At 37.7% G+C, this 23,934-nt stretch carries 22 protein-coding genes; 13 read left to right on the top strand and 9 right to left on the bottom strand.

The features are described from left to right. Nucleotides 1–4 precede the first annotated feature (4 nt). The 5 genes from ACVWYN_RS07505 to ACVWYN_RS07525 form a co-directional block, all read right to left on the bottom strand. Nucleotides 5–940 carry an alpha-E domain-containing protein gene (locus ACVWYN_RS07505; RefSeq protein ID WP_457288217.1) on the bottom strand — a complete coding sequence of 312 codons (936 nt, stop codon included), beginning with the start codon at nucleotides 938–940 and terminating at the stop codon, nucleotides 5–7. A 9-nt stretch (nucleotides 941–949) separates the two neighbouring features. Further along, entirely contained in the window at nucleotides 950–2,398 is a 1,449-nt protein-coding gene (locus ACVWYN_RS07510) for a circularly permuted type 2 ATP-grasp protein (protein WP_457288218.1), read from the bottom strand. 119 nt (nucleotides 2,399–2,517) lie between these two features. Then, nucleotides 2,518–2,988: an FKBP-type peptidyl-prolyl cis-trans isomerase gene (locus ACVWYN_RS07515; protein ID WP_457288219.1), complete on the bottom strand. Its 471-nt coding sequence runs from the start codon at nucleotides 2,986–2,988 to the stop codon at nucleotides 2,518–2,520. Between the two features lie 78 nt (nucleotides 2,989–3,066). After that, nucleotides 3,067–3,903 (bottom strand): SGNH/GDSL hydrolase family protein, encoded by an 837-nt coding sequence (locus tag ACVWYN_RS07520; RefSeq protein WP_457288220.1) that lies wholly within the window; start codon nucleotides 3,901–3,903, stop codon nucleotides 3,067–3,069. 149 nt (nucleotides 3,904–4,052) lie between these two features. Continuing rightward, a complete protein-coding gene (locus ACVWYN_RS07525) occupies nucleotides 4,053–5,537 on the bottom strand; it encodes a gluconokinase (protein WP_457288221.1) in 1,485 nt (494 codons plus the stop codon). Between the two features lie 164 nt (nucleotides 5,538–5,701). On the opposite strand from ACVWYN_RS07525, the gene ACVWYN_RS07530 reads away from it, so the two are divergent. The 7 genes from ACVWYN_RS07530 (at nucleotide 5,702) to ACVWYN_RS07560 (ending at nucleotide 14,882) form a co-directional block, all read left to right on the top strand. Further along, on the top strand, nucleotides 5,702–6,073 hold the full coding sequence (locus ACVWYN_RS07530; protein WP_457288222.1) for a response regulator: 372 nt from the start codon (nucleotides 5,702–5,704) through the stop codon (nucleotides 6,071–6,073). Nucleotides 6,074–6,266: 193 nt separating this feature from the next. After that, nucleotides 6,267–6,953: a phosphatase PAP2 family protein gene (locus ACVWYN_RS07535; RefSeq protein ID WP_457288223.1), complete on the top strand. Its 687-nt coding sequence runs from the start codon at nucleotides 6,267–6,269 to the stop codon at nucleotides 6,951–6,953. 13 nt (nucleotides 6,954–6,966) lie between these two features. Further along, nucleotides 6,967–8,499, top strand: coding sequence for an ArnT family glycosyltransferase (locus ACVWYN_RS07540; RefSeq protein ID WP_457288224.1), 1,533 nt, complete (start codon nucleotides 6,967–6,969; stop codon nucleotides 8,497–8,499). A gap of 77 nt (nucleotides 8,500–8,576) precedes the next feature. Further along, nucleotides 8,577–11,297, top strand: coding sequence for a PAS domain S-box protein (locus tag ACVWYN_RS07545; protein WP_457288225.1), 2,721 nt, complete (start codon nucleotides 8,577–8,579; stop codon nucleotides 11,295–11,297). After that, nucleotides 11,294–11,704, top strand: a complete 411-nt coding sequence (locus tag ACVWYN_RS07550) for a response regulator (RefSeq protein WP_457288226.1) — start codon at nucleotides 11,294–11,296, stop codon at nucleotides 11,702–11,704. Before ACVWYN_RS07545 ends, ACVWYN_RS07550 begins: the two co-directional genes overlap by 4 nt. Nucleotides 11,705–11,845: 141 nt before the next feature. Beyond that, nucleotides 11,846–12,946: a GDSL-type esterase/lipase family protein gene (locus tag ACVWYN_RS07555; RefSeq protein WP_457288227.1), complete on the top strand. Its 1,101-nt coding sequence runs from the start codon at nucleotides 11,846–11,848 to the stop codon at nucleotides 12,944–12,946. Between the two features lie 394 nt (nucleotides 12,947–13,340). Next, nucleotides 13,341–14,882: a serine hydrolase domain-containing protein gene (locus ACVWYN_RS07560; protein ID WP_457288228.1), complete on the top strand. Its 1,542-nt coding sequence runs from the start codon at nucleotides 13,341–13,343 to the stop codon at nucleotides 14,880–14,882. Here the strand turns inward: ACVWYN_RS07560 and ACVWYN_RS07565 are convergent. From ACVWYN_RS07565 to ACVWYN_RS07575, 3 genes are all read right to left on the bottom strand, one after another. Then, nucleotides 14,877–16,565, bottom strand: a complete 1,689-nt coding sequence (locus ACVWYN_RS07565; RefSeq protein ID WP_457288229.1) for a two-component regulator propeller domain-containing protein — start codon at nucleotides 16,563–16,565, stop codon at nucleotides 14,877–14,879. The two genes, ACVWYN_RS07560 and ACVWYN_RS07565, sit on opposite strands and share 6 nt — an antisense overlap. Nucleotides 16,566–16,767: 202 nt before the next feature. Then, entirely contained in the window at nucleotides 16,768–17,637 is an 870-nt protein-coding gene (locus ACVWYN_RS07570) for a Fic family protein (protein ID WP_457288230.1), read from the bottom strand. A 26-nt stretch (nucleotides 17,638–17,663) separates the two neighbouring features. Next, complete coding sequence (locus ACVWYN_RS07575) at nucleotides 17,664–18,899, bottom strand: endo-beta-N-acetylglucosaminidase H (RefSeq protein ID WP_457288231.1); 1,236 nt, start codon at nucleotides 18,897–18,899, stop codon at nucleotides 17,664–17,666. 306 nt (nucleotides 18,900–19,205) lie between these two features. Between ACVWYN_RS07575 and ACVWYN_RS07580 the strand changes: the two genes are divergently transcribed. The 3 genes from ACVWYN_RS07580 to ACVWYN_RS07590 all read left to right on the top strand — a co-directional run bounded on the left by ACVWYN_RS07580 (nucleotide 19,206) and on the right by ACVWYN_RS07590 (nucleotide 20,788). Then, nucleotides 19,206–19,694 (top strand): alpha/beta hydrolase family protein, encoded by a 489-nt coding sequence (locus ACVWYN_RS07580; protein WP_457288232.1) that lies wholly within the window; start codon nucleotides 19,206–19,208, stop codon nucleotides 19,692–19,694. A 76-nt stretch (nucleotides 19,695–19,770) separates the two neighbouring features. Beyond that, a complete protein-coding gene (locus ACVWYN_RS07585; protein ID WP_457288233.1) occupies nucleotides 19,771–20,289 on the top strand; it encodes a hypothetical protein in 519 nt (172 codons plus the stop codon). Nucleotides 20,290–20,512: 223 nt separating this feature from the next. Beyond that, nucleotides 20,513–20,788, top strand: coding sequence for a hypothetical protein (locus ACVWYN_RS07590; RefSeq protein ID WP_457288234.1), 276 nt, complete (start codon nucleotides 20,513–20,515; stop codon nucleotides 20,786–20,788). Between the two features lie 80 nt (nucleotides 20,789–20,868). Here ACVWYN_RS07590 and ACVWYN_RS07595 read toward each other — a convergent pair whose 3' ends face one another. Further along, entirely contained in the window at nucleotides 20,869–21,399 is a 531-nt protein-coding gene (locus tag ACVWYN_RS07595; RefSeq protein WP_457288235.1) for a hypothetical protein, read from the bottom strand. Between the two features lie 596 nt (nucleotides 21,400–21,995). Here ACVWYN_RS07595 and yhhA point away from each other — a divergent pair. From yhhA to yhhC, 3 genes are read left to right on the top strand one after another with little or no spacing between them, the layout of a single operon-like run. Next, nucleotides 21,996–22,187, top strand: coding sequence for a YhhA family cyclophane-containing RiPP (yhhA, locus tag ACVWYN_RS07600; RefSeq protein ID WP_457288236.1), 192 nt, complete (start codon nucleotides 21,996–21,998; stop codon nucleotides 22,185–22,187). Nucleotides 22,188–22,197: 10 nt separating this feature from the next. Further along, nucleotides 22,198–23,346, top strand: coding sequence for a cyclophane-forming radical SAM/SPASM peptide maturase YhhB (gene yhhB, locus ACVWYN_RS07605; protein WP_457288237.1), 1,149 nt, complete (start codon nucleotides 22,198–22,200; stop codon nucleotides 23,344–23,346). Next, nucleotides 23,339–23,926 (top strand): cyclophane-containing peptide 2OG-Fe(II) oxygenase YhhC, encoded by a 588-nt coding sequence (yhhC, locus tag ACVWYN_RS07610; protein WP_457288238.1) that lies wholly within the window; start codon nucleotides 23,339–23,341, stop codon nucleotides 23,924–23,926. The genes yhhB and yhhC overlap by 8 nt, the downstream gene beginning before the upstream one ends. Nucleotides 23,927–23,934: the final 8 nt, after the last annotated feature.

The following is a 23,934-nucleotide window of genomic DNA, read 5'->3' on the forward strand; positions in this document are numbered from 1 at the left end:
TTAGTTAAGATTTGGCAAAGTAATACTCATCAAGCAAATTTGCAATTCCATAAAGTTCATTTCTGATCTTTAACAAATAATTATGCAATCCTTCTGATTTCATGTTGTACACAGAATTATAGGTTACTGTACTATTTAACCGTCCTATATTAAAAGAGAGATTATTGTAATGCTGAATGTTCTTATCGCTCTTTAGTCGCTCAAAGTAACGCAAGATATTATTTACTGAATAGATAGCAGAACGGGGGAAGTCACGGTTAAGCATGACCAGCTCCAAAATATTATCTGCCGTAAAACCTTCGCGATAGGATTTAAGGTAAAGCTCATATCCGCCCAACGAAAGCAATAAATGCTTCCAATACGAGGTATCAGTTAATAGATCGGGATCTGAATTGATGGAGTTGAACTTGGTATCTAAAATATCTATAGTCTGGATACTTCGTTCCAGGTATTTACCAATGCTCATAAAGCTACGAATCTCTCCACGCTCCATCGTACTATCCGCAGTACCGTAATACAACATTACTTGTTTTACCAATATATCAAGCGCAGTTATGGGGTCGTCTTTTTGAACGTACCACAACAACTTTGGATCTTTAACGGTATGGTAGTAATCGTTAAGGCATTGCCAAAGATCTTTAGCAATATGTTCCTGTACACTTCTGGCATTTTCTCTTGCCATGGTGATGATGTTCAAGATAGAATTTGGATTGTTCCTATTAAAAAGCAGGTATTCGATAACAGAACGGCTGTCTGTCTTGATCTTTGAAATCTCTTCCTCATCACCACCACTAAAAAGACGGATAACAGGGTTCCAGGTAAATTCCTGAATGGTATCCTGTGAGGAGGCATAATTGATCTTTAACATTCTGAGGATCCCGTCGCTACGCTCTACATAACGGCTTAACCAGTATAAACTTGAAGCTACTCTACTTAGCATGTAATTAATTTAAGATGATAAAACCCATGTATCCTTACTTCCTCCGCCTTGCGAACTGTTAACAACCAAAGAACCTTCTTTGAGTGCTACCCTTGTTAATCCCCCGGGCACTATAGATATCCCATCAGGACCATACAAAGCGTAAGGTCTTAAGTCTACCCGTCTTGGTTGTAAAACGCCATCCATATAGCATGGCGCACTGGAAAGACTAATGGTTGGCTGGGCTATAAAATTTCTGGGGTCTTTCAGGATCTCTATCTTGTATTCTTCTATTTCTTGTTCTGTAGATGCATGACCCATTAACATGCCGTAACCACCGCTTCCATTTGTTTTCTTAATTACCATCTTATTTATATTGCCAAAAACATATTTCTGCTCGTCTGGATTACCCAAACTATAAGTAGGTACATTTTTAAGCAGTGGCTCTTCATTCAGATAATACTTGATCATGTCAGGAACATAGCTATAAATAGCTTTATCGTCCGCTACCCCATTACCAACTGCATTGATAATGGCTACATTTCCCTTCCTATAGGCACTCATTAAGCCTGCGACGCCAAGAACACTTGCAGGATTGAAGACCAAAGGATCAATAAAATCATCATCTACCCTTCGGTAGATCACATCTACTTGTTGTAAACCGGTGGTGGTTTTCATAAATACTTTATGGTCACGCACTACTAGATCTCTACCCTCTACCAATTCCACGCCCATTAACCTGGCAAGTGTGGTATGTTCATAATAAGCAGAATTGTACATACCAGGACTTAATAGGACAATAGTAGGGTTAGAAACTGCTCTGGGTGATAGTGATAATAGATTTTTATACAATATTGAAGGATATTCTGTAACGCTCCTTACTTTGCATTGCGGAATTAGATCTGGAAACAGCCTTTTCGTAATCTCCCTGTTTTCCAGCATATAGCTAACACCAGATGGCGTACGTAAATTATCTTCCAGTACATAGAAAGTGCCATCAAAATCCCTGATTAGATCTATACCAGCGATGTGCGTGTAAATATCATGAGGAACTTTAAGCTGGTACATTTCCCTAAGAAAATGCGGACAGGAATAAATAAGGGCAGCAGGTATTACACCGTCCTTTATGATAAACTGGTTGCTGTAAACATCCTTTAAAAATAAATTGAGCGCTTTTAACCTTTGTTTGATACCGCGTTCGATAAAGGACCACTCTAAGGATGTAATTACCCGGGGAATAATGTCAAAAGGGAAAATCTTTTCAATACCCTCTCCACTGTCGTACACAGTAAATGTAATACCTTGACTCATAAAAAGACTTCTAGCCAGCTCTTCTTTTTTATTCAGATCGCTCGCCGATTCCTTTTCAAGATAACTTATGATTTTATGATACTGTTCCCTTAGATTATTGTCAGAAATATACATTTCATCCCAAGTATCAGGAACATTTTGATAGTGATTTAGCTTAATTGTACTCATAGTCCCCAAAATATTCCTAATAATAAGATATTTTGAAACAATAAATCAATAAAACTTACAAAAATTATCAATAACCTGATTTTTTATGACTAAAAAGGCACAAAATGAATAAAACAACCTTATTGAACGTCAGTAAGCTCAATATTAAAGTCTAAAACCGAATTTGCCGGGATTGTACCAGTAGCAATATTACCGTAGGAATAGAAGGATGGAAGGAAAAGACGTATTTTGCCGCCTTTTTTTATCAACGGGATACCTGCCTGCCAACCCGTAATAGCTTCGTTTAAAGGAAAGGTAACAGGAGTAGTCTTTACGTCAAACTGTGCACCATTTAGTAGGTTGCCAGTATAAGTTACGCTAATTTTGCTTAACCCATTCACTTCGGCTCCAGCACCAGGCGCAAAAATCTGATAAAAAAATCCATATTTAGGCTCCTTTATTGCCGGGATATTATTGGCAGTAATATAAGCCCTTATCGCAGTAGTATCCTTTTTAAATTGACCTTCTACATCAAAATTCTCAATTCCAAGGTTCTTTTTACATGCAGCTAAACAGCCTGCAACGCAAATGAACAACAATATATACTTCATCTTTGCCATCATAATACAAATATAGGGTTTAAAAAGAATCTTGGAAATTTCTCTAAAAATTTAACAGTTGGCATTAAATTAACGCATGGTCTTTTTCAAAACCTTCGCCAGCATCTTTGCGATCATTTCATTTCCTTTGTCTGAGGGGTGAAGTCCGTCGTAGGCAATATTAACTGCTTCAATGGGATAAGGATATTCGTCAACAGCACTAAAGGGTATACTTGTGAATGCTGGATAAGTGTAATGTCTATACTTACCTGTTTCAGGATCCTTTAAGTTTTTAAACAAAACAAGATCCTTAAAAGACATGCCTTTTTTATGGTACAAATCTACTATACTAAAGTGTTCTGTCTTGGCGATATTGATAACAGCATCAGCAAAAGAAGCAAGCGATTGCCCATTTTTATCTTTATAGGATCCCCAAGCCGTGTTATTCTTGTCATTCAGGTAAACGAAATCCGACCTTTGCATTGGTGTTATTAATATAATTTTAGCTGTCGGATTAATATTTTTTATTTTATTGACAATTACCCTGAAAGCGCCATAAACAGTAGCTGTGCCCAGATCATCTTTATAATCATTTAGTGTGCCCAATGGTATGCCAGACCACCAGTCGTTAGTACCAAGAAAAACAGTATAAACATCTCCTTTCTGCACACCAAGTTTATCAAACTCTTTAGCAATGCCTACTGATGTCCAGCCATTATGGCCTTGATTATAATAAATAAGCTCCGGCATTTTTTCTTTTGTTCTCGTCAGATAGCCTTTAACTACCCTATTTCCAGTTTCATTGGCATGATCATTTAGATAGGTTATGGAATCACCTATGGCCACCCATATTATTTCCTTCCTGGTAAAGGATGTCAAACAACAGAACAATATTAACGCAATACATTTAATTACCGAATTTCTCATATCATATTTAAATAGGCTCAAGCTGAGTTAGTGCTGTATACAATTTATCAATTTCTGTTGGCTTTCTTAAAAAGCCGTTAAAGTAGGAATTATATTCCTCCTGATTTTCAGCGGTGATATCAGCAGTTAGTGCAAAAATCGGCGTGTAATCATTTCTGTTTCAACACATTTAGCTCATGCATAGAACAGGATAGATTCCGATAAAGTTTTTTATACAATGCAAAGTATTCCGAATACACCTCATACTTTATCTTGTCCGGCAATATCAATGCACAAGTTTCTATTGTCTTATCACTTAAAGGCATTCCTATAACCTTTCCTGCCAAAATGATTGCGCCTATAGCTGAAGCATCCTCCAACTGTACTTTGAGTACTTTTTTGCCGGTAATATTTGCTAACATTTGCATCCAAATCACAGATTTAACAAACCCTCCGCTCACATTAATCTGTAAAATGGGGTTACCTTGCGCTTCTACCGCCAATAAGACCTCATTTAGTGCATAACATATGCCTTCCAATACCGCATTTGATAAATGAGACTGGTCATGACCGTTCCTCAACCCAAAAAAAGTACCACAGCTTTCTTTATCCCATATTGGCGCACGTTCTCCCATCAAATAAGGAAGAAACAACAAACCGGCACTTCCTGGCTTTACGTCCTCAACCCTGTCAAATAACTCCTCATAATCAGCTTCTTTAAGGTTAACCTTACCAAATACATTAGTTAACAACCATTGCAAAGCGATGCCCCCATTATTTACCGGACCACCGCAGATGTAGATTTCCTTGTTGAGGATATAATTAAAAGTCATTGCCTCAAAATTCAGTATTGGTTTTTTTGCAGCAATTCTCACCGCACCACTTGTACCAATCGTTACCGCCGCAACCCCAATTTCAATTGCCGAACTACCAAGATTTGCAAGACAGCCATCACTGGCGCCAATTACGAATTTGGCATCCTTAAAAGCTATTAAAGAGGGGTCGATTAAGAATTTCCCTGCTTTCGTATAATCTGTGGGTACCGGTTCTGATAGACTGTGCTCATTAATTTTCGCTAACTGCAATGCTTCAACATGCCAATTCAGGGTCAATAGATTAAACATACCAGTGGCAGAGGCAATAGAATGATCCACCTTAAACTCCCCGAAAATATTATACCATATATACTCCTTAATAGAAATGAACTTATAAGTTTCTGCAAAAAGTGAAGGTTGATTTTCCTCAATCCAGATGATTTTAAAAAGAGGCGACATCCCATAAATAGGTGTCCCCGTTTCTTCGTAAAGGAGTTTACCCAACTGAGATGCTCTTATTTTTTCAGCTATAAAGCCACTTCTTGAATCAGCCCAAGTTAGCATTGGCCCCAACGCAGCACACTGACTATCAACTGGAATCAAACTATGCATTGCACTGCTCAAACCAATAGCTTCAGGTGCTCCAAGTTTATCATGGATCTCCAAAATAGCAGATTTAAAGGCTTGCCAAATAATTTCCGGGTCCTGCTCACTACAACCTGGCGCCTGAGACAACGTTGGATAATGATATTGTGCTACAGCTAAAACTTTATTATTAGCATTAACTGCAACTGCTTTAGTGCTTCCCGTTCCAATGTCTATACCCAGTATATACGCCATAACCCTAAGTTAGTGCAATTTTTTTAACTGTATGTTTTAAATTCCAAAAGCATTTCTGGACCAGAATTGATTTCATTGGTCTATTAGAATATTATCTTACATTTGATGTGGATCTTAAATTACTTGACAGCAACTCGTTTTCGCCGGTTCATTAATTGTTAACTATGGAAACGATAATTGTTCAGGAAACAGATTCGGCAGTAAGAGACGTACTCACTATCGCACTCCAGGAAGGAAACTATACAGTTTTTTCGGTGGCAGAATTCCAGGAAGACTTCATGGAAATGATTGAAGAATGCAGGCCACACGTTGTAATGTTGGATTTTAAGATTGACGGAAAAAAAAGCATAGCCATTTGTCATACCATCAAGGCGGTATATCCTCACCTGCCTGTAATTGCTATGAGCTGCAATAACAACATACATAATGTTTATGATAAATTTGGTTTTGATGCATACATCACTAAGCCATTTGATCTTGATCATCTTTATATGATCCTGCGAAAGTACATTCCAAAACTTCTAGAAGAAGGCTAAAACTTCCCAAGTCATCCTTCCCGATGCAATCAAAAACCGAACTTTTATTTTATTTATTTTAGACCTAATGCTCCTGGTTTCTTTAAATTGAGGTTAACATCATGTTAATTCGGTAAGTTTTATCCTGTAATCTTTATTGTTTTAGTAATTATTACATAACTTTTTGATAAGATGAGACTACTAATTTTACATCATGATGAAATCCTTAGTCAAAACATTAAAAGAAAGTAAGGTATTTTATTCATTATGTATTGCACTATTAATTGGAGTTGGACTACTTCTTTGCCTAGTTACAAAAGCAGAAAGTTTTATTGCAGTTAACCTGGTACATAACCGGTTATTTGATTATTTAATGGCTCTTTATACCAATTTAGGTGATGGAATCTTCTCTCTTCTTGTTTGTGTAGTTCTTTTATTTACTAAGCAAAAAAAACTTGCTGCATGCATACTCTTGGCTTATACAACATCGGGATGTTTTGCTCAATTTTTAAAACATATGGTTTTCGCTCCTCGCCCTAAAGTATTTTTTGAAACCTCACATATTTCTTTCTATATCGATTTTTTTAAGACAAGTCATACCGGAAATAATAGCTTCCCTTCTGGCCACACTACATCTGCATTTGCACTAGCTACAGTTTTAGCAAGCCACTTTAGGAAGCCGATTCAAGCTGCGCTACTTTTTTTGGGAGCTCTTTTAGTTGGTTACTCCAGAATTTATACAGGAGAACACTTCCCTTTAGATGTTTATACGGGTATTTGGATAGGCATTTTATTTGGGTTATCATCGGTTCTTTTGTTTAAATACAACACATTAAGTTTTCCTAAGTTTATAAGCAACAAATATCGCGGCAGACAATCGCAAGTTAACTTAGCTAAATAAGAGCTATATTAAAATGTCTGTAAAAAGAAAATTGCTATGGTTAATTGGGCTAGCAACAGTGATCAGAATTATTGCTGCTATTTCCATAGACCTTGGTAACGACGAGGTTTATTACCTTACTTATGCTCGCCATTTACAATGGAACTACTTTGATCACCCGCCAATGGTTGCGTTAATGATCAGACTGACTACCTTCAATCTGCATTTTACAAATGAATTTTTTGTCCGCCTGGGTCCAATCGTTCTTTCAGGGATAAATACTCTACTACTATTTAAACTGGCGGGCAGACTAAAAAATGAGCATGCTGGATTTATTGCTGCGCTACTCTTTACTGCCTCGCCTTATTGTAGCATAATTGGCGGAATATTTATCATGCCTGATGGACCACAGATTTTTTTCTGGATAATTAGCATTTATATTCTAGTTGATATTGTTTTAAAGAATAGTACCAAAGCTGAAATTAATAAAAAGCTCCTTCTATTCGGTGTTAGTGCCGGACTGTGTACCATGTCCAAGATCCACGGTATTTTTTTGTGGATTGGTTTTATCAGCTATGTTTTACTGTACGCTCCAAAATTTCTCTCGAACATTTATCTATATCTTTCCGCAGCCACCACTGCAGTTATTATCTCTCCAATCCTAATATGGAACATTCAAAACAACTTCATTACCTATAATTTCCATAGCAGCAGGATTACGCCTAATCATGAAATCCATTTATTAAGCTTTCTCAGAGAGTCTATTGGAGGTATGCTATACAACAACCCGATTTGCTACTTTCTCCTCATTATTGCACTGTTCTTAATAAATAAAGGAAGCCCTAGTATAGATAGAAAAGTAAAAAACCTCCTATTACTTTTGGGTTTCCCATTGATTCTGATCATACTATTTACTTCATTATTCAGAGATACACTACCACATTGGTCGGGACCGGGCTATATCCCGTTAATAATTCTTGCGGCTTGTAAATTAGAAGTCCCCAAAGCAGTTAGCCTGAGGCAACCTACGTATCTGAAACTAGCCTATTGCGCTAACTTGGTTCTTGCCTTCACAATTTTACTAGGAATTCTAATGGTTAACTTTTATCCAGGTACAATAGGAAAACAAAAAAATGACAAGTATGGCAATGGCGATTTTACGCTAGACATTTACGGTTGGAAGAAACTGAGGTATCAATTTGAAGAAGTACGAGAGATGAATGCTGCACTCGGGATTTCCAAAACCACTTTTATTATTAGCGATAAATGGTTTCCGGCTGCTCATATAGATAATTATGTTGCTCAACCACTCCAATTAAACTTTTTGGCTTTGGGAAATATTAATGACATCCATACCTATGCATGGATTAACCAATACAGAAAAATGATAGAAAAAGGCAATGATGCTTACTTTATCACCTTTTCTAATAATTTCAGTGATCCGCATATCGCTTTTAATAACCTCTTTAAGGAAATTTCAACACCTGTTATAATTACCCAAAATCGAAATGGTAAACTAGCCAGAAACGTATTGATTTATCTACTTAAAGATTACAAAGGTAAATAAGAATAAGCCATCGTCTATAACCAACCTAATTAAAGATATTTTTCTCCATATTAGTAGAAAGATTTAATTGAGCGAAGGTGAGTGTATCGAAGAAAAAGAATAGTGAAGCCGGCCGACTAAACGCCCTTCATAGTTATGCCATATTAAATTCCATTCCCGAAGAGGATTTCGACCGCATTACTAAACTTGCGTCGTTGATTTGTAATACCCCCATTTCCCTAATCTCATTGATTGATGAAGAAAGACAGTGGTTCAAATCAAATCTGGGGCTTGAGGTGACTGAAACACCGAAAGAACTCGCTTTTTGTCTGCACGCCATAGCCCATATTGGAATACTTGAGATTAAAGACGCTACAAAAGACGAACGTTTTAAAAATAATACCTTAGTAACCGGGAGCCCTGAAATCCGATTTTATGCTGGGTGCCCTCTGATCGACAACGATGGCTATGCATTAGGTACACTATGTGTAATAGACAGAAAACCACGGTCGCTGACCGAAAACCAAAGAGAAGCATTGACCATACTTTCAAAAGAAGTTATCACGCTGATTATCGAACGGAGAAAAAAACAGGAGCTTAAGCATTTTGACCGTTTATTCAGCTTGTCTGACGACCTGATCTGTATAGCGGATACAAAAGGATTTTTCAAAAAGATAAACCCTGCCTTTGAAAAAGTATTAGGCTGGGACAAAGATTTTCTCTTATCAACCTGCTCCTTAGATCTGGTTCACCCGGATGATCTGGAAATTACCGAAAAAAACCTTCAGGAATTAACAGATGGAAACGGCAGGCTATCCCCCATTTATCGCGTTCGTACAAAATCAGGAGAATATAAAACCATTCAGTGGCACATGACCCTTGAAGATTCTAGCGGTGAGTTCTTTTGTATTGGGCGCGATATTTCTATAGAAAAACTGAGGGAACATCAACTGAAAGAAAGTCAGGATAAACTCAGGGTATTTTTCGAGAACTCACAAGGTTTAATGTGCACCCACGATTTAGAGGGTAATTTTTTGTCGGTGAACAATGCTGGAGCTGCAATGTTAGGGTATACTTCAGAAGAGATTTTAAATTTCAGCCTTTTCAATATCGTACCAGACAACCATCATCCACAATTGAATGCTTACTTAACTGAAATTATAAAAACTGGGCATTCCAAAGGTCAGATGTTGACCAGACACAAAGATGGCTCAAACAGGATATGGTTATTTAATAACATACTTGAAAATCAACATTATGTGATCGGCAATGCAATAGATATAACCAAGCGGCATTTTCTTGAAAAAGACCTGAAACACTTAAAAGAAATACTGGAACAAACTAACAGAGTGGCCAAGGTAGGTGGGTGGGAATTTGAAGTTCAATCACAAAAAATACATTGGACCTCCGTAACCAAAGAGATCCATGGAGTAGGAATAGATTACGAGCCAGAACTGGCATCGGCAGTTAATTACTATAAAGAGGGAATTAGTAGAGATACCATAACGCAGGTGATGAATAAGGCCGTAAGCGAAGGCGGGGGATGGGATGAAGAATTACAGTTGATAGATGCAAACGGAAAAGAGATTTGGGTAAGAGCTATAGGTAATGTGGAATTGGAGGATGGTATTTGTAAAAGGATGTTCGGTACTTTCCAAAACATAGACGACTTTAAACTTACCCAAATTTCTTTACAAGTATCAATTGCTAAACAGGAAGAGTTAAATAAAGCGCTTAAGGAACAAATCGCCCTTGTTGAATTACAGGATCAAACCATTCAAAAAATTCAGGAGTTTAAATTTTTAGCAGACTCGATTCCGCAAATCATCTGGACATCTCAACCTGATGGTAATTTAGATTACTATAATCAGCATTGGTTTGATTACACTGGAATGACCTTAGAACAAACTCAAGGCTGGGGATGGGAACCCGTGCTACACCCGGAAGACTTGGATAGTTGCATCAAAGCTTGGACAGAATCTATTGAAACAGGAAAGCCTTATGAAGTAGAATATCGGTTTAAACGAGCAGCAGATGGCGCCTATCGCTGGCATTTAGGCCGTGCCCATCCTATGAAAAACGAAAAAGGTGAGATCGTTAAATGGTTTGGTTCCTGTACAGATATTGACGAATACAAAAGGGCGATTAACCTAGAGCGAAAAATCGGCCAGTTTGAAGATTTTAACCGTATTGTAGCCCACAATTTACGTGGTCCTGCTGGAAGCATGGGTATGATCATTAATATGCTGGAAACAACAGAAAAAGAAACAGACCGAGTAGAACTATTATCTATGCTGAAGCAGTCCAGCACAAGCTTAAACGAAACCCTTGAGGAATTAATGAAGGTTTTGGAGATACGGTTGAACAAAGGTATTCCTTTTGAGGAATGCGACCCTATATCCATATTGAACAGTGTAGAAAACATGCTGAAAGGCGAAATATTTTCAAAGGAAGCGGTTATTAAACTTAATCTGCAACTAACAAAAATTAATTACCCAAAGATATACCTGGAAAGCATTTTTTATAATATGATCAGCAATGCTTTAAAATACGCACAGCCAGATGTGGCGCCAGAAATTACGATAATGATTAAAAAGAATCAAGACAGTATCGAGCTAACATTTAAAGATAATGGACTTGGCATAGACCTAAAAAAGCACGGAAATAATATGTTCAAATTAAATAAGGTATTTCACAGGGGATTTAACAGTAAAGGGGTAGGACTTTTCATGACAAAGAACCAAATAGAAACATTTGGCGGGACTATAACGGTGGAAAGTGAACCCAATATAGGTACAGAATTTAAAATTATATTATGACGAGAAAGATTGCCTTAGTAAGTGTGATTGATGATGACCGGTTTTTTCAGTTCTCAACGAGGAAGATCATAGAGGCTACTGATCTGGTAGAGAATCTAATCGAGTTTCCTGATGGAGAAATAGCCATACAATATTTTCTGGAGTATAAAGATGAAGAGCATATGCTACCTGATCTCGTCTTTCTAGACCTGAATATGCCATACATGGACGGTTGGCAATTCTTGGAGGAGTTTACCGCCAATACTTTTAAAAAGGAATTGATCACGATCTATATTTCCACTTCTTCTGACAATAAATATGACCATGATAAATTTGAAACTTATCCTAAATTAAAAGGATACCTGATCAAGCCAATATCCAAGTTGCAATTCCAGGAAGTTTTGGAGAACGAATTGAGATTATTATAAGTCGATTTGACAAGCTTCACAAGTCAGGTTTCCTGTCGAAACAACGAAAGCCCTGCTGATAGAATCGAAGAGATAAGTAGGAAATACTAAAAGAAAAAACTATTCTTTATTATTGTAAAGTAACTAGATAGCAATGAAGTAATGAAAACCAGCATTCACACCTTATTTATCGTAATTTTATTCTCCGTTTTTGCTTTACCTACCCGAGCAACTAATCTAAGAGATACCTTAAACGCAAAAGAATTCAAACCATATGGAAGGTATCTGCTAAATAAGCAGGGTGAATGCGAGCTGATCAGTTCGGCAGCGCACTTTGGCTTAAGATTTAAAGATAATCAATGCGCTATATATTTTTCAAACGCAGTAAACAAAGGACGGAATTACATCCAATATGAGCTTGATGGCGTTTATCAAAAACGCATACTCGTTAGCAACAATGCTGATGAGCCTACTATTATAAAGACTAATACCACTGGCTGGCATACGGTATGGATTTACAAAGCTACTGAAGCTCACACTGGTCCTGTTATCATTTCAAAGGTTACGGCTAAGCAAATTACTTCATTAAAGACCAAGGAAGCGCCAGTAATTGAATTTATAGGAAATAGCATCACCTGCGGCGCGGCCTCGGATATAACAGACTATCCCTGTGGAACCGGCGAATACCAAGACCACCATAATGCTTATTTGGCATATGGACCAAGGATAGCCAGAGCATTGAGATTAAACTATATCATGAGCAGCGTTAGTGGTATTGGAATATACAGAACTTGGAATACCGAGGGACCTTCTATGCCACAAGTATATGAAAACATAGACTTTCAGTTAAACAGCCCTATCAAATGGAATTTCAGCAATTATAGTCCAAGAATTGTCAGTATTGCTTTAGGCACCAATGACCTGAGTAATGGCGATGGCAAAAAACCCAGACTACCATTTGATACCCTACAATTTATAAACGGCTATGTGAGTTTTATTAAGCTGGTGAAATCGAAATACCCGAAAGCGCAAATCGCCCTACTTAGCAGCCCTATGGTAGGTGGTGCTTCTGGCAAAATACTAGAAAAGTGTCTTTCAGATATCAAAGTTAAAGTAGATGGCATCTACCTTTCAGACAAGCCACTAGCCACATTCTTCTTTCCGAAAATGACTCCACATGGCTGCAGTGGGCATCCAAGTATAGAAGATCATGCAGTTCTTGCTCAGCAATTGATCCCATTCTATAAAAAGCTTTTAGAATAAAACCCCTGGTAAAACGCCACTATTGTTTTCATGATCTTTAAGCTCATTCCAATAACAGAATGTGCACTGGCTTCGGCAAGCACTTGCTAAACCCGATCCAGTAAAAGCAAAGCTTCTATATGAAATGCAGAAAAATCGGTGTTTAATGGGTGTGTTCTGGGTGTTTGATGGGTGTTGGCTCGGTGTATTCACCCAGAACATACCCCTAGAAGGCCGAAAACACCCAGAAATAGTACTTTTTTGTGTACAAGTCATATCGAAGAAATGAATCCTTTATATAGCAGATTTTAAAGTTTATCCTTGCCTGCCAGATCCAATTTTTAAAAAGATTTGCAATACCCGAAAATTCGTTAACTTCATTCCCTATAAAACTTACCGGCCTAATCTTAAAAATATGCTTTCTAATATCCGTTCTATCTGCGTGCTTCTAGTGTTCCAGGCAATTTGTAATTTCCCTGTTAATGCCCAGCATTTACCACTCAGTATTCCAGAGAAAGAAGGCGTTGACTCAAAAGGCATTCTGGATTTTGTAAACGCAACACGTACCAGCAAGACCGAGTTCCATAGCTTTATGCTATTGCGTCATGGAAAGGTGATTGCAGACGGTTGGTGGAATCCTTATGGCCCGGACCTCAGACATTCCTTATACTCTGGCAGCAAAAGCTTTACCGCCACTGCTATAGGTTTTGCCATCAATGAAAAGAAACTATCATTGGACAGCAAGGTGGTATCATTCTTCCCAGACCAAGTGCCTGCAAAGATTAGTCCCAATCTGGCACAGCTTTCCGTAAGAGACGCATTGATCATGTCCGACGGTCAGGATCCAGAGCCCAGCTATGTATCAGCTGATACCAATTGGGTAAAAAGTTTTTTAGCCGCGCCAATTGTCCATAAACCCGGTACCGTATTTTTATACAATTCATTGGGGACATACATGCTTTCGGCGATTATTCAAAAAGTAACTGGCGAGACCGTACTTCAGTATCTTACCCCAAGGTTGTTCAAACCCCTCGGCATTAAAAATATGGATTGGGAAACCGACCTGAAAGGCATCGATGCCGGAGGTTGGGGGCTGCGCCTAAAAACCGAGGATATGGCGAAATTTGCACAGCTATTTCTACAAAAAGGCAAATGGCAGGGCAAACAAATTTTACCATTAGGATGGGTGGAAGAAGCCAGTTCAGTAAAAATAATCCAGCATCCGGATATGCCGCAGGCGAAGCGGGATGGCAGTGATTGGGAACAAGGGTATGCTTACCAGATGTGGCGATGCAAGAACAATGCCTACCGGGGTGACGGGGCCTTTGGACAATACATGATCGTTATGCCTGATCAGGATGCTGTAATTGCCATTACCGCTGAAACTTCTGACATGCAGGGAGAGATTGATTTGGTATGGAAGTACTTATTACCTGCTATGCGTCAGGGAAAATTACCGGAAAATAAAGTGGGTGTAGCGCAATTACAAAAAACTATTAAGGAACTGGCTTTACCACCACTCGCAGAACATAGGAGCAAGCTTGCTGATGATATCAACGGAAAATCTTACGCACTTGTCGGTGATAAATCTAAATTCAGCAGCATAGCCATTAAATTTGGCAAGGATGGTACGTGTCATATCAACTTAAAAGGTGACACAGCTACTTATGACCTCAATTTTGGCGCGGGCAGCTGGTTATCAGGTTCAACTAACAAGCCCGGCCCTTCATTAACAGCAGGAGCGAAAGAGATCCGTACAATGCTGGCCCCGGCGAAAGTAGCAGGCAGTTACACCTGGATTGATGACCATCGTTTATCGCTTACCCTTAGGTATATTGAAAGTCCGCATACTGAAAAATTTGTGTGTGAATTTGAGGTGAACAACATCATCGTCCACCAGACCAACAGCGTTGAAAACGGAAAAGAAGTGCTGTATAAGGGAAGTCAAATTTTATAACACAACGCTATTTTTTTGGGCTACGATTTTCATAAAGAGTTTAACTTCGTCCGAAATAGTTAGGTCACCAGACTTATCAAAGAATTTTTCTGATCTATAATTGATACCCCAATCTGTCCGATCAATGATCAGCGTGCCATTCAGCACTACAGTTCCGTCCATTCCGTCCTTAAAATACATTTCGGCTGGAAAAGTAACTACCTTCGTGATCCCTTCAATGGTCAGGTTCCCTGTAACTTTTATACTGGCGACACCTTCAATGGTCATGTTCCCATTAACCCCTTCAATTTTTCCATCATTGACTATTTCCACCTTCTTAATTGTAAATGTAGAAACAGGGAATTTTTTGACATCGAAAAATTCAGGCAATTTATTGTGCGGACCTGGATGATCAAACTTTTGTTCAATTGTGTTCATGTCAACTTCAACTACACCACCAACTAGATGACGGTTTTCAATCAATAAATCTCCTTTTAATAGATCAACGTTCCCTCTTTTGGAACCATCACTAAGCAACATAGAACCTTCCCATGTACCAAGTAGCATAGAACCCTTCCATATGACAACACTTTGCTTCGTATCCAAGCTATATTTTTTCTGACCATCTTTACGATAAAAGTCCGTGATAATCTTTCCATCATAACGATACACCCCAGTCGCCGATCCAAACCAAATACTTCCATCTTCAGCTTCCAAAAGCCCCAAAAAAGCATCTCCCGACATCATTTGCGTTACCGTGGGCTTAGTGCTATACAAGGCCTTTACATCATAGCGGGAAAGTGCCCAAACCGCTACATGAGCAGTATTTACCGGACCAGTAGTCCAGATGTTTCCCTTTTTATCTTCAATTATAGCGTAAGCACCTCTTTGCGACACATTAGTAAAAGTACTACCGTCATATCGCCAAAGGCCATTGGTTACATCACCCAGCCAAATATTGCCCTTTCTATCCTCTACTATACTCCAAACATTGGTAAAAGGTTTGCCTTTATGGGTTAAAGCGGTAAATGTTTTTCCGTCAAAAACGAAGGCGGCGCCCCGTGTGCCAATCCATAATTTTCCGGTTTTATCTTCAACAATTGTAGTAATATCATTATTCCAGGTAAAATCATCATTCCAATTTCCTCCATTATAAACACGCGAGGGATTAGGATTCTTAAAATTTTGAAAAGATTTTCCATCATAACGACTTATTCCACCTCCGGTGCCGAACCAAATAATGCCGGCTTTATCTTCATAAACAGACATCACTCGATTATTGGCGAGTCCCTCCGCGGTAGTGAAATGTTTAATGGATTTCAAGCCTGCACTGAACGAAGCCGAAGTCTTGTAATAATATACGCCTGAATCAGTAGTAGTGAACCATATATTTCCTCGTCGATCTTCCAGGACATCCCAGAATCGGTGCGAACCTATTTTATTGGTAAGTTTAGTAAAAGATTTTCCCTGCTCTTCGGGCAGTCGGGCATCGTATCGAAAAACATCACCAAATGAGGAGTTGTTTGGGCCAGCAATCAAAATGGTGCCATTTCTGCCTTTTTTTATATTACGAACCATTATGTTAGGCCCTATGTCCTTAATTTCAGACTTGATGCTATCTTTTGATACGTTTGTGTGATCTTGTCCACAGGAAGTGAGAAGAATAGCCATTAAGGATAAAGCATAAACGTGTCTGTATTTCATAATTTCCTATTTATTGATCCAATTAAAATTGATACAGCAAACCTACTTTGATATTCTTCGGCGCGACGAATTTGGATTGTAAATAAAAATGTAAACTTTGTAAATAAATGTCAGATCAATAATTTTCAGGTAGCTAATTGCTCCTAATTATTCGTATTTGATGGCTTTTATAGGATCTAGATTGTAGTGTTCAGAAACCACACTAATCTACAGACCTTGGCAACATCAATAAAAATGGCAATGCCAAAGCATAATCCAATTCTAAATACTCTAGGCCAAGTCTTCGTATATTGGTATAATATAAATCGTGCTGATTATAGTAATATTTTTCACTAGGTAAATACCAGGCCTTTTCACCCAGTTTTTCCGCAAGGAACCACTTTTCAATAAGTCTTCCACTCCTACCATTACCATCATTCCATGGATGAATTTTCACAAAAACCAAATAAATCATTGCGGCATAATAAAACACTTCTTCCACAGATAAGGGAGCATTTATTAGCTGATCTAAGTCCTGATAAAATTTAGCCATTTCATCAGGAACCTGCGTAGGTAAGGCAGCTACATATTCGATTCTTCCATCCGGGGTTGAAACATACATATTGTGCATACGAAAGACTCCCTGAGACTGTTTATTTAGAATATGCTTGCTCAATAATTGATGTGCTTTAGCAATATTTAATTCGCTTATTATATTCTCTTGAGCAAAAGTGTAAGCACTATATAAATCATCAACCTTACGCGTGTAGTCAACCTGAAATGGAATACCGTCTCTTTTATATTTAATAAAAGAATCCAGTTCAATGTTTTCTCCTTCAATTTTGCTCGAAAATACAGAAGATACTGAAGTGTAAAAACTGAAGTTAGTAGTGGATAATTCGGCATCTTTCAAACTTTCAAATGATTGTGATAGATTAGCAGGTACCTGTTCCAGGTACTGCGCTAACAAATCATTTGGAATAATAACCAATTCAGGCGACATACTATTTTCCTTTGGTATACAAATTATAAAAATTTGTCTTAATAAATAAAAAAGCCCTCGATTTTCATCGAGGGCTAGTTCAATATTCAAAGATATTACTTTATCACAATGGAATACTATTGGATCTTAACTGATGTTACCAAGTCATTTGCATTGGGACTTAAAGTCGTAAAATTGGAGTTATTACTGTTCAGCACCCAGGAAGTCCCTGTGGAATTATTATCCGCGTACATCGTTACAGTCCATCCTGCCGGGATGCGGACTGAGGATGCCCAATCGTTTACGAATCCGTAGCTTTCCAATTGGGTAAGCGTATAGGTACCTTTCGGAATGCCATTGGTACTTACTCCACCATAATTGGCATGCTGATAAAAGTTTACACCTGTTGTTCCTTCCCCGCCCGAGTTATAGAGGGTGTTGGTATTGTAAAGCACATTAGATACGCTGGACAGATAGCTTTCCACATTGGAATTTGGCAGGTTATAATAAAGATAAACACCATAGTTGTTGTTTTTGGTTTGCGTAGCCAGGTTAGCTGCAGTACCACTGCTGGTAGCTTGAATGTCTATTGCAGCTGGCCCTAAATTACTTGCCGGAAGCCCCGGCACATTCGGAACAGCATAAGTTCCATAAAGCGCATTCCAGCTGTAATCTATCTTGGAACCGACGGTTACGCCATTAAAAGATAACCTTGAAGCAGCAGGACCATAATAGTAAAAGGAAATCAGCTTAGTAGGCATTAACTGCCTCAAGGCAGTCACCAGATAAACAAATGAACTGGAGTTGGGTTGCCCTGTTCCGTTAGCGCCATAATCCGAATACTCATCATCGAAATCGATCCCATCCAAACCATAAGTCGTTACGGCATTAGCCAATTGCTGCGCAAAAGCTTGTGCATCTGCCTGACTTGCCAGGTTACAGATCCCCATTCCCTGATGGTTACCCAAAATAGATAAGGTTACTTTAATACCCTTCGCTTGTAACGGTTCAATGTAGGTTGCTTTATTGTTCAGCACATTGGCGACGTTTGTGTTGAAATAAAGCTCTGCCTTGCCGGTACTTGCGTTACTATTAATATTGGCTGCAAAAATGATGGCCAAATCAAAAAGCCGCTTTCCGCCGGCATTTAAAGTGTACTTACCCACATTTCGAATGTCGGCATTGTTCACCTCCACATAACAGACTCCTAATGGACCATTTTTAATGTCTGGAATGGAAATCACAGATACTGCTTTGTTTGTAGGGATTTTTAATGCAGAAGACTCCTGCGTTACAGTTTCCTTTTTACAAGAAAACAAGGTGAGGCATATGACGATAACTGCCATAAAACCAGAGGGATGATTTTTGTTCATTAGCTTAAATATTTGGTTAATAATAACTAAGCTAACGAATTGTTATGATATTTTCAGCCCTGTTTCCAGCCCCGCCACAGAGAGCTTTCCGGTAATGTACTTACAGAAGAATACCTGCTAAAAGACTAGGCTATTAATGAGAAACGGCTAAAAGAGCAGGCTAACCCATTATGTATCCAATTGAATCGTCATTATACTCATATTTTTTCGACAAGATTTGAAAGCCATTAAACGCTTGACAAGTGGTTCCATATGACTTAAATAACTTCATAAAAATGTATATTCGAGTAAATTTATTTTGCATCGATGATAAAGTTCAATTTGGGTGTCATTTTCTGTATATTATTCTTTTCATGCAGTCATTCACATGGTGCTCGTTCACAAGAACCTACCAGTTTTCCATACAAGCAAGAAGAAGTATCGATCAATAACACCAAAGTAAAAATTCAATTAGCTGGTACTTTAACTATTCCATCAGATGTCAAAGTTTCAAAAATTGTTATTTTAATTACTGGGTCAGGGCCTCAAAATCGAAATGAAGAATTGCTTAATCATCGCCCTTTTCTGGTATTGAGCGATTGGTTAACCCGCAATGGAATTGCGGTATTAAGATATGATGATCGAGGTGTGGGAAAATCTACAGGAACATTCTCAACTTCTACCACTTTTGATTTTGCTGATGATGTAGAGGCGGCTATATCTTTTATACATTCAAGAAAGGACTTAAATAAATTATCGATCGGATTGATTGGACATAGTGAGGGCGGTTTAATCTATGGTAGCAAGCCGCGATAAAGATGTTAAGTTTATTGTTTTACTCGCTGGCCCTGGCATTCCCATGTACGAGGTGTCCCTTCAGGAAACAGTAGCCATGAGTCGCTTGGCAGGTGCACCAGACACATCAATTAATCAGAGGGTAGCATTTAATAGGAAATATTTTGAATTGATCATGCAAAGTTCCTATTTAACTAATCAGCAATTAAAAAATCAAGTTGACACATTGTTGTATTATTCGCGTCTAAATCAAAATTTAAATAAGGCAAAATTTGACGCTGTCAAACAACGGTATGAATCTCTTCTTACTCCATGGCTTAGGACAAGTATTAAATTAAACTCTGCAGATTATCTTGTAAAAGTAAAATGTCCGGTATTAGCGCTTAATGGAACAAAAGATATGCAGATCAACAGCCAAGCCAACCTTGCAGGAATTGCTAATGCTTTAAACCGAGGTGGTAATAAAAGATTCAAAGTTCTTCCTTTAGAAGGATTAAATCACCTTTTTCAAAAAGCTAATACTGGTAATACAACTGAATTTGCACAGATTTCGGAAACTGTAAATCCCATAGTATTGACAACCATATCTAATTGGGTTAATACTTTATCCCCTTAATTTTCATTTAAAAATCCAATTTAACGAGAAAGGTATTAAGCGTCCTAAGTAAATAACTGTTATTATAATACACGTAGAAAAAGTAATATTCTCCCTTTAGCAAGGTTATTACACAAACTCCACAATATCGATTGATTCGCTGAAATTTTCTGGAAATGATGAAGTACACTTGTTAGCAATTAACTTCGCTATGATAAATCGTTGTTCTTATCTTTAACATACGATGGAACAAAATCAGATTATCATTTATCAAACGCCAAATGGTGAAACTGCCATTGATGTAAAAATTGAGAAAGAGACAGTATGGCTTACGCAAGCACAGATTGTTGAACTATTTGAAAGAGATCAATCTGTAATTTCCAGACACATTAAAAATATTTTCAAAGAAAAGGAACTAGACGAAAAAGCAATATGCAAAATATGCATATTGCTAGTTCAGATAAACCCGGGAGATATTGCGATTACCCATTCAACGGGAATAGTTCAACTAGTTAATTAGGCAGATATAGTAACAAATCAAATAACCGTTAATCGAAGAGAATTGGAGGCGCATTCACCCGAACCTACTCACAAAGAGAATCAATTTTTGAAACGGCTACCTTTTAAAAATTGATCTAGTATTTTGAACACTTTGGGCTTGTTATCAATCTCATATTGAATTGTAATTACCAACAACTTATTATAAGACTTCGGCACACCATAACAAATTATATAACCAATTGGATCGTCTTTGAATTCAAAATTTTTAACCAAAACTTGATACCCTTCAAATTTTCGAACTTCAGTCGTGATAAATTTGTAGTAATTTAAAGCTGCTATTTTTCGTACATCAGATTCTTCACCTTGAAAAAGAAATTCATCTATTTTCTCTTTTTGAATATGCATTATCATTAGAACACCATCGGTTTCAAAGGTCTGACTTCCATCCCCATCATAAACTTTGATAAAGGGATGCTTAGCCCTTTGTAGATTTTTTTTATTATAAGTTGTTGAACTAACTTTCTTTAATTCTTTCGGAATCCCTAAACTTACTGATTGAGATACCTCCTGTTGAGCCATGCAACTTAGACCGCTTAAGGTCAAAATTGCAAATAATATCGTTATTTTCATTTATACCAGATAAACAATAAGTTACAAAAGAAAAAAGCTTAGGTATCTTAAACGACACAACTAGGGTAAAAGATTATGAGTCTTCTAGCCTAACCGTCCCTATATGAGGCAAAATGTGCTTTTCTGACTTACAGAAGCAATTTACGGACTATTTTTGAAATTGCAAAATTTTGCTCCGTTACGTATTTAGCGAGAAAATGAAATGACATCTACGCAGTTTGGTTTGATCGCCAGAAAGCTTGGCTATAAGATCATCACGACATTGAAGCCTATGCAGAGCGAACAATAGCAGTTGGTATCGGACAAAAAAGCGCTTACAGAAAAATTACAAAACCAAAACCGCTTGAAAGCAACACGAAGCGTTTCATTCAAAAATTCTATTTTTTCCAATAGTTTGATAACGCTGTTATTCTAAGGTTTGTATCTAATTAATTGTTTATCAATTAATTAAAATAAATTATTGATATTTTTTACTATTATGGCTTCATTTTGGCTGAAACGGAATTTAATTATAAAACATTTATAATCAACATGTTGATTATAATATCTAAAAACTCTATTTTTTTTAATATATCTTTATAAAAAATAGCAATATTATGGATTTCAACAATCAATCTCAAAGTGAATATTCAACCATTGACCATACTGTAAATCAGGAAAGTAATGTAATGGCTGTTAACGAAGTGCCAAATGCCGTTTTACGAAGATTAATGGCAGAAGTTAAAAATGATCAAGCTAACGATATGTTCAGCTACGACCGCGCGCATAATCGCCATAACCGTTCTTAACACGCCATAAATGGCTTTTGAAACACGATTTGATCCCGGTCTTGACACTGTTCTTGTAAAAGTAGCGAGTAGGTGCAACATCAACTGTACTTACTGCTATGTCTACAATATGGGCGATGATAACTGGGCGCACTTGGAGAAATTCATGACACCGGAAACTATCGATGCCTTGTGTATTTCATTAGCCGAGATCGTAGCCAGCCAAAGAAAGTGTTTTAGCATCGTTCTCCACGGAGGCGAACCTTTGTTATTGGGTGAAGCCAGGCTTCGTTTCTTATTAAGAAGCTTACGCATGGTCTTACCCCAGCATTATCCTATCAGCATTCAAACTAACGGTATGTTGATTTCAATACCTATTCTTAATATTTGTTCTGAATATAAAGTTAGTGTTGCAGTTAGCATAGATGGTCCAGAGGCTGTACATAATAAATATAGGGTAACACATAATGATAAAGGCACATTTGATCAGGTGGTCGCGGGAATAGATATCCTAAAATCTCATAATGATGCTCAATTCTTATATGCTGGATTATTAGCTGTAATTGATCCTCTTTCTGATCCCGTTGAAGTTTACCAATTCTTTAAAGATCTTGAGGCTCCAAGTGTTGACTTTTTATATAAGGATGGTAACCACACTAAATTACCACTCAATAAAGCGTCAATTTTTTCTGTCGAATACGGATCATGGATGGTGCGTTTGTTAGAGATTTACATCAACGACACGAATCCCATTAAAATACGGGTTTTAGATGACATGATTAAATCTTTGATGGGCGGTATTGTAACAAAGGAAGGTTTAGGCCTTACTGATTTTGCAATTGTGATCGTAGATACCGATGGCACGATCATGAAAAATGACACCTTAAAAAGCACTTACAACGGTGCTGATAAGTTCGATAAACCATTAAACGTTAAAGAAGCCAGTCTACTTGAATTCTTAGCCTCAGAAGAATTTGATGAATATAGGAAAATGCAAAGGCCAACCAATTCCAAATGTCTTAACTGCCCTGAATTACACGTTTGCGGTGGAGGAATGATCCTGAATCGATGGAGTAAAGAAAATGGCTTTGACAATCCATCTGTGTATTGCGCCGACCAGTTACATTTGGTTAAAGCAATTCGCAAAACACTTGCCAGTTATGATTTACAACATGCCTGAAACCACTTGCTTTGACCTTGAATCCGCTCAGGTCGAGCAATCGCCGTTTCCTCATTTTAACGCAAATTCAGCACTTCCTGATAATATTGTAGCTGGTATTTTTGAATGGTTTCAGGACACTCCAATCTGGAACTTAGTAGAAACCGATTTTTATGATCAGTATGAATTTAGCCTGCTTCATGTTGAACTTCCAGACCATCTAAAATGCCTCGTTTCGGGAGAAACGTTAACTTATATTGAACAAAAATATATTCAGCAATTTAAAATCAATGGCTTTACGCTTGTAGATATTGTTGCCCATAAATTGGTTAACGAACAGAAGATTGGCATTCACAATGACTTTATAAATGGAGAAGAAACCCATCGATTGGTACTACATATTAATCCTTATTGGAAGGAAGAAAATGGCGGATTGCTTCTTTTGTTCAAATCTTCTAGACCGGAGGACATGTTTAAAATTGTAAAGCCGGTTGATAACACCGTTTTCGGATTTGAAATATCCCGGAATTCTCACCATGCCGTTAGTAAGATTTACGATTACACCAGGTATACCATCGTCTATACCTTTAAGCAACTATAGCTTTGAAC

It is taken from the genome of Pedobacter sp. UYP24 (genome assembly GCF_054057295.1).

Coding starts and splice junctions, on each gene's coding strand:
- ACVWYN_RS07505 (WP_457288217.1), bottom strand. CDS start 940: ATGCTAAGTAGAGTAGCTTCAAGTTTATACTGGTTAAGCCGTTATGTA.
- ACVWYN_RS07525 (WP_457288221.1), bottom strand. CDS start 5,537: ATGGCGTATATACTGGGTATAGACATTGGAACGGGAAGCACTAAAGCA.
- ACVWYN_RS07565 (WP_457288229.1), bottom strand. CDS start 16,565: ATGAAATACAGACACGTTTATGCTTTATCCTTAATGGCTATTCTTCTC.
- ACVWYN_RS07515 (WP_457288219.1), bottom strand. CDS start 2,988: ATGAAGTATATATTGTTGTTCATTTGCGTTGCAGGCTGTTTAGCTGCA.
- ACVWYN_RS07555 (WP_457288227.1), top strand. CDS start 11,846: ATGAAAACCAGCATTCACACCTTATTTATCGTAATTTTATTCTCCGTT.
- ACVWYN_RS07595 (WP_457288235.1), bottom strand. CDS start 21,399: ATGAAAATAACGATATTATTTGCAATTTTGACCTTAAGCGGTCTAAGT.
- yhhB (WP_457288237.1), top strand. CDS start 22,198: ATGGCTTTTGAAACACGATTTGATCCCGGTCTTGACACTGTTCTTGTA.
- yhhC (WP_457288238.1), top strand. CDS start 23,339: ATGCCTGAAACCACTTGCTTTGACCTTGAATCCGCTCAGGTCGAGCAA.
- ACVWYN_RS07560 (WP_457288228.1), top strand. CDS start 13,341: ATGCTTTCTAATATCCGTTCTATCTGCGTGCTTCTAGTGTTCCAGGCA.
- ACVWYN_RS07575 (WP_457288231.1), bottom strand. CDS start 18,899: ATGAACAAAAATCATCCCTCTGGTTTTATGGCAGTTATCGTCATATGC.
- ACVWYN_RS07535 (WP_457288223.1), top strand. CDS start 6,267: ATGATGAAATCCTTAGTCAAAACATTAAAAGAAAGTAAGGTATTTTAT.
- ACVWYN_RS07520 (WP_457288220.1), bottom strand. CDS start 3,903: ATGAGAAATTCGGTAATTAAATGTATTGCGTTAATATTGTTCTGTTGT.
- yhhA (WP_457288236.1), top strand. CDS start 21,996: ATGGATTTCAACAATCAATCTCAAAGTGAATATTCAACCATTGACCAT.
- ACVWYN_RS07585 (WP_457288233.1), top strand. CDS start 19,771: ATGAGTCGCTTGGCAGGTGCACCAGACACATCAATTAATCAGAGGGTA.
- ACVWYN_RS07510 (WP_457288218.1), bottom strand. CDS start 2,398: ATGAGTACAATTAAGCTAAATCACTATCAAAATGTTCCTGATACTTGG.
- ACVWYN_RS07550 (WP_457288226.1), top strand. CDS start 11,294: ATGACGAGAAAGATTGCCTTAGTAAGTGTGATTGATGATGACCGGTTT.
- ACVWYN_RS07540 (WP_457288224.1), top strand. CDS start 6,967: ATGTCTGTAAAAAGAAAATTGCTATGGTTAATTGGGCTAGCAACAGTG.
- ACVWYN_RS07530 (WP_457288222.1), top strand. CDS start 5,702: ATGGAAACGATAATTGTTCAGGAAACAGATTCGGCAGTAAGAGACGTA.
- ACVWYN_RS07590 (WP_457288234.1), top strand. CDS start 20,513: ATGGAACAAAATCAGATTATCATTTATCAAACGCCAAATGGTGAAACT.
- ACVWYN_RS07580 (WP_457288232.1), top strand. CDS start 19,206: ATGATAAAGTTCAATTTGGGTGTCATTTTCTGTATATTATTCTTTTCA.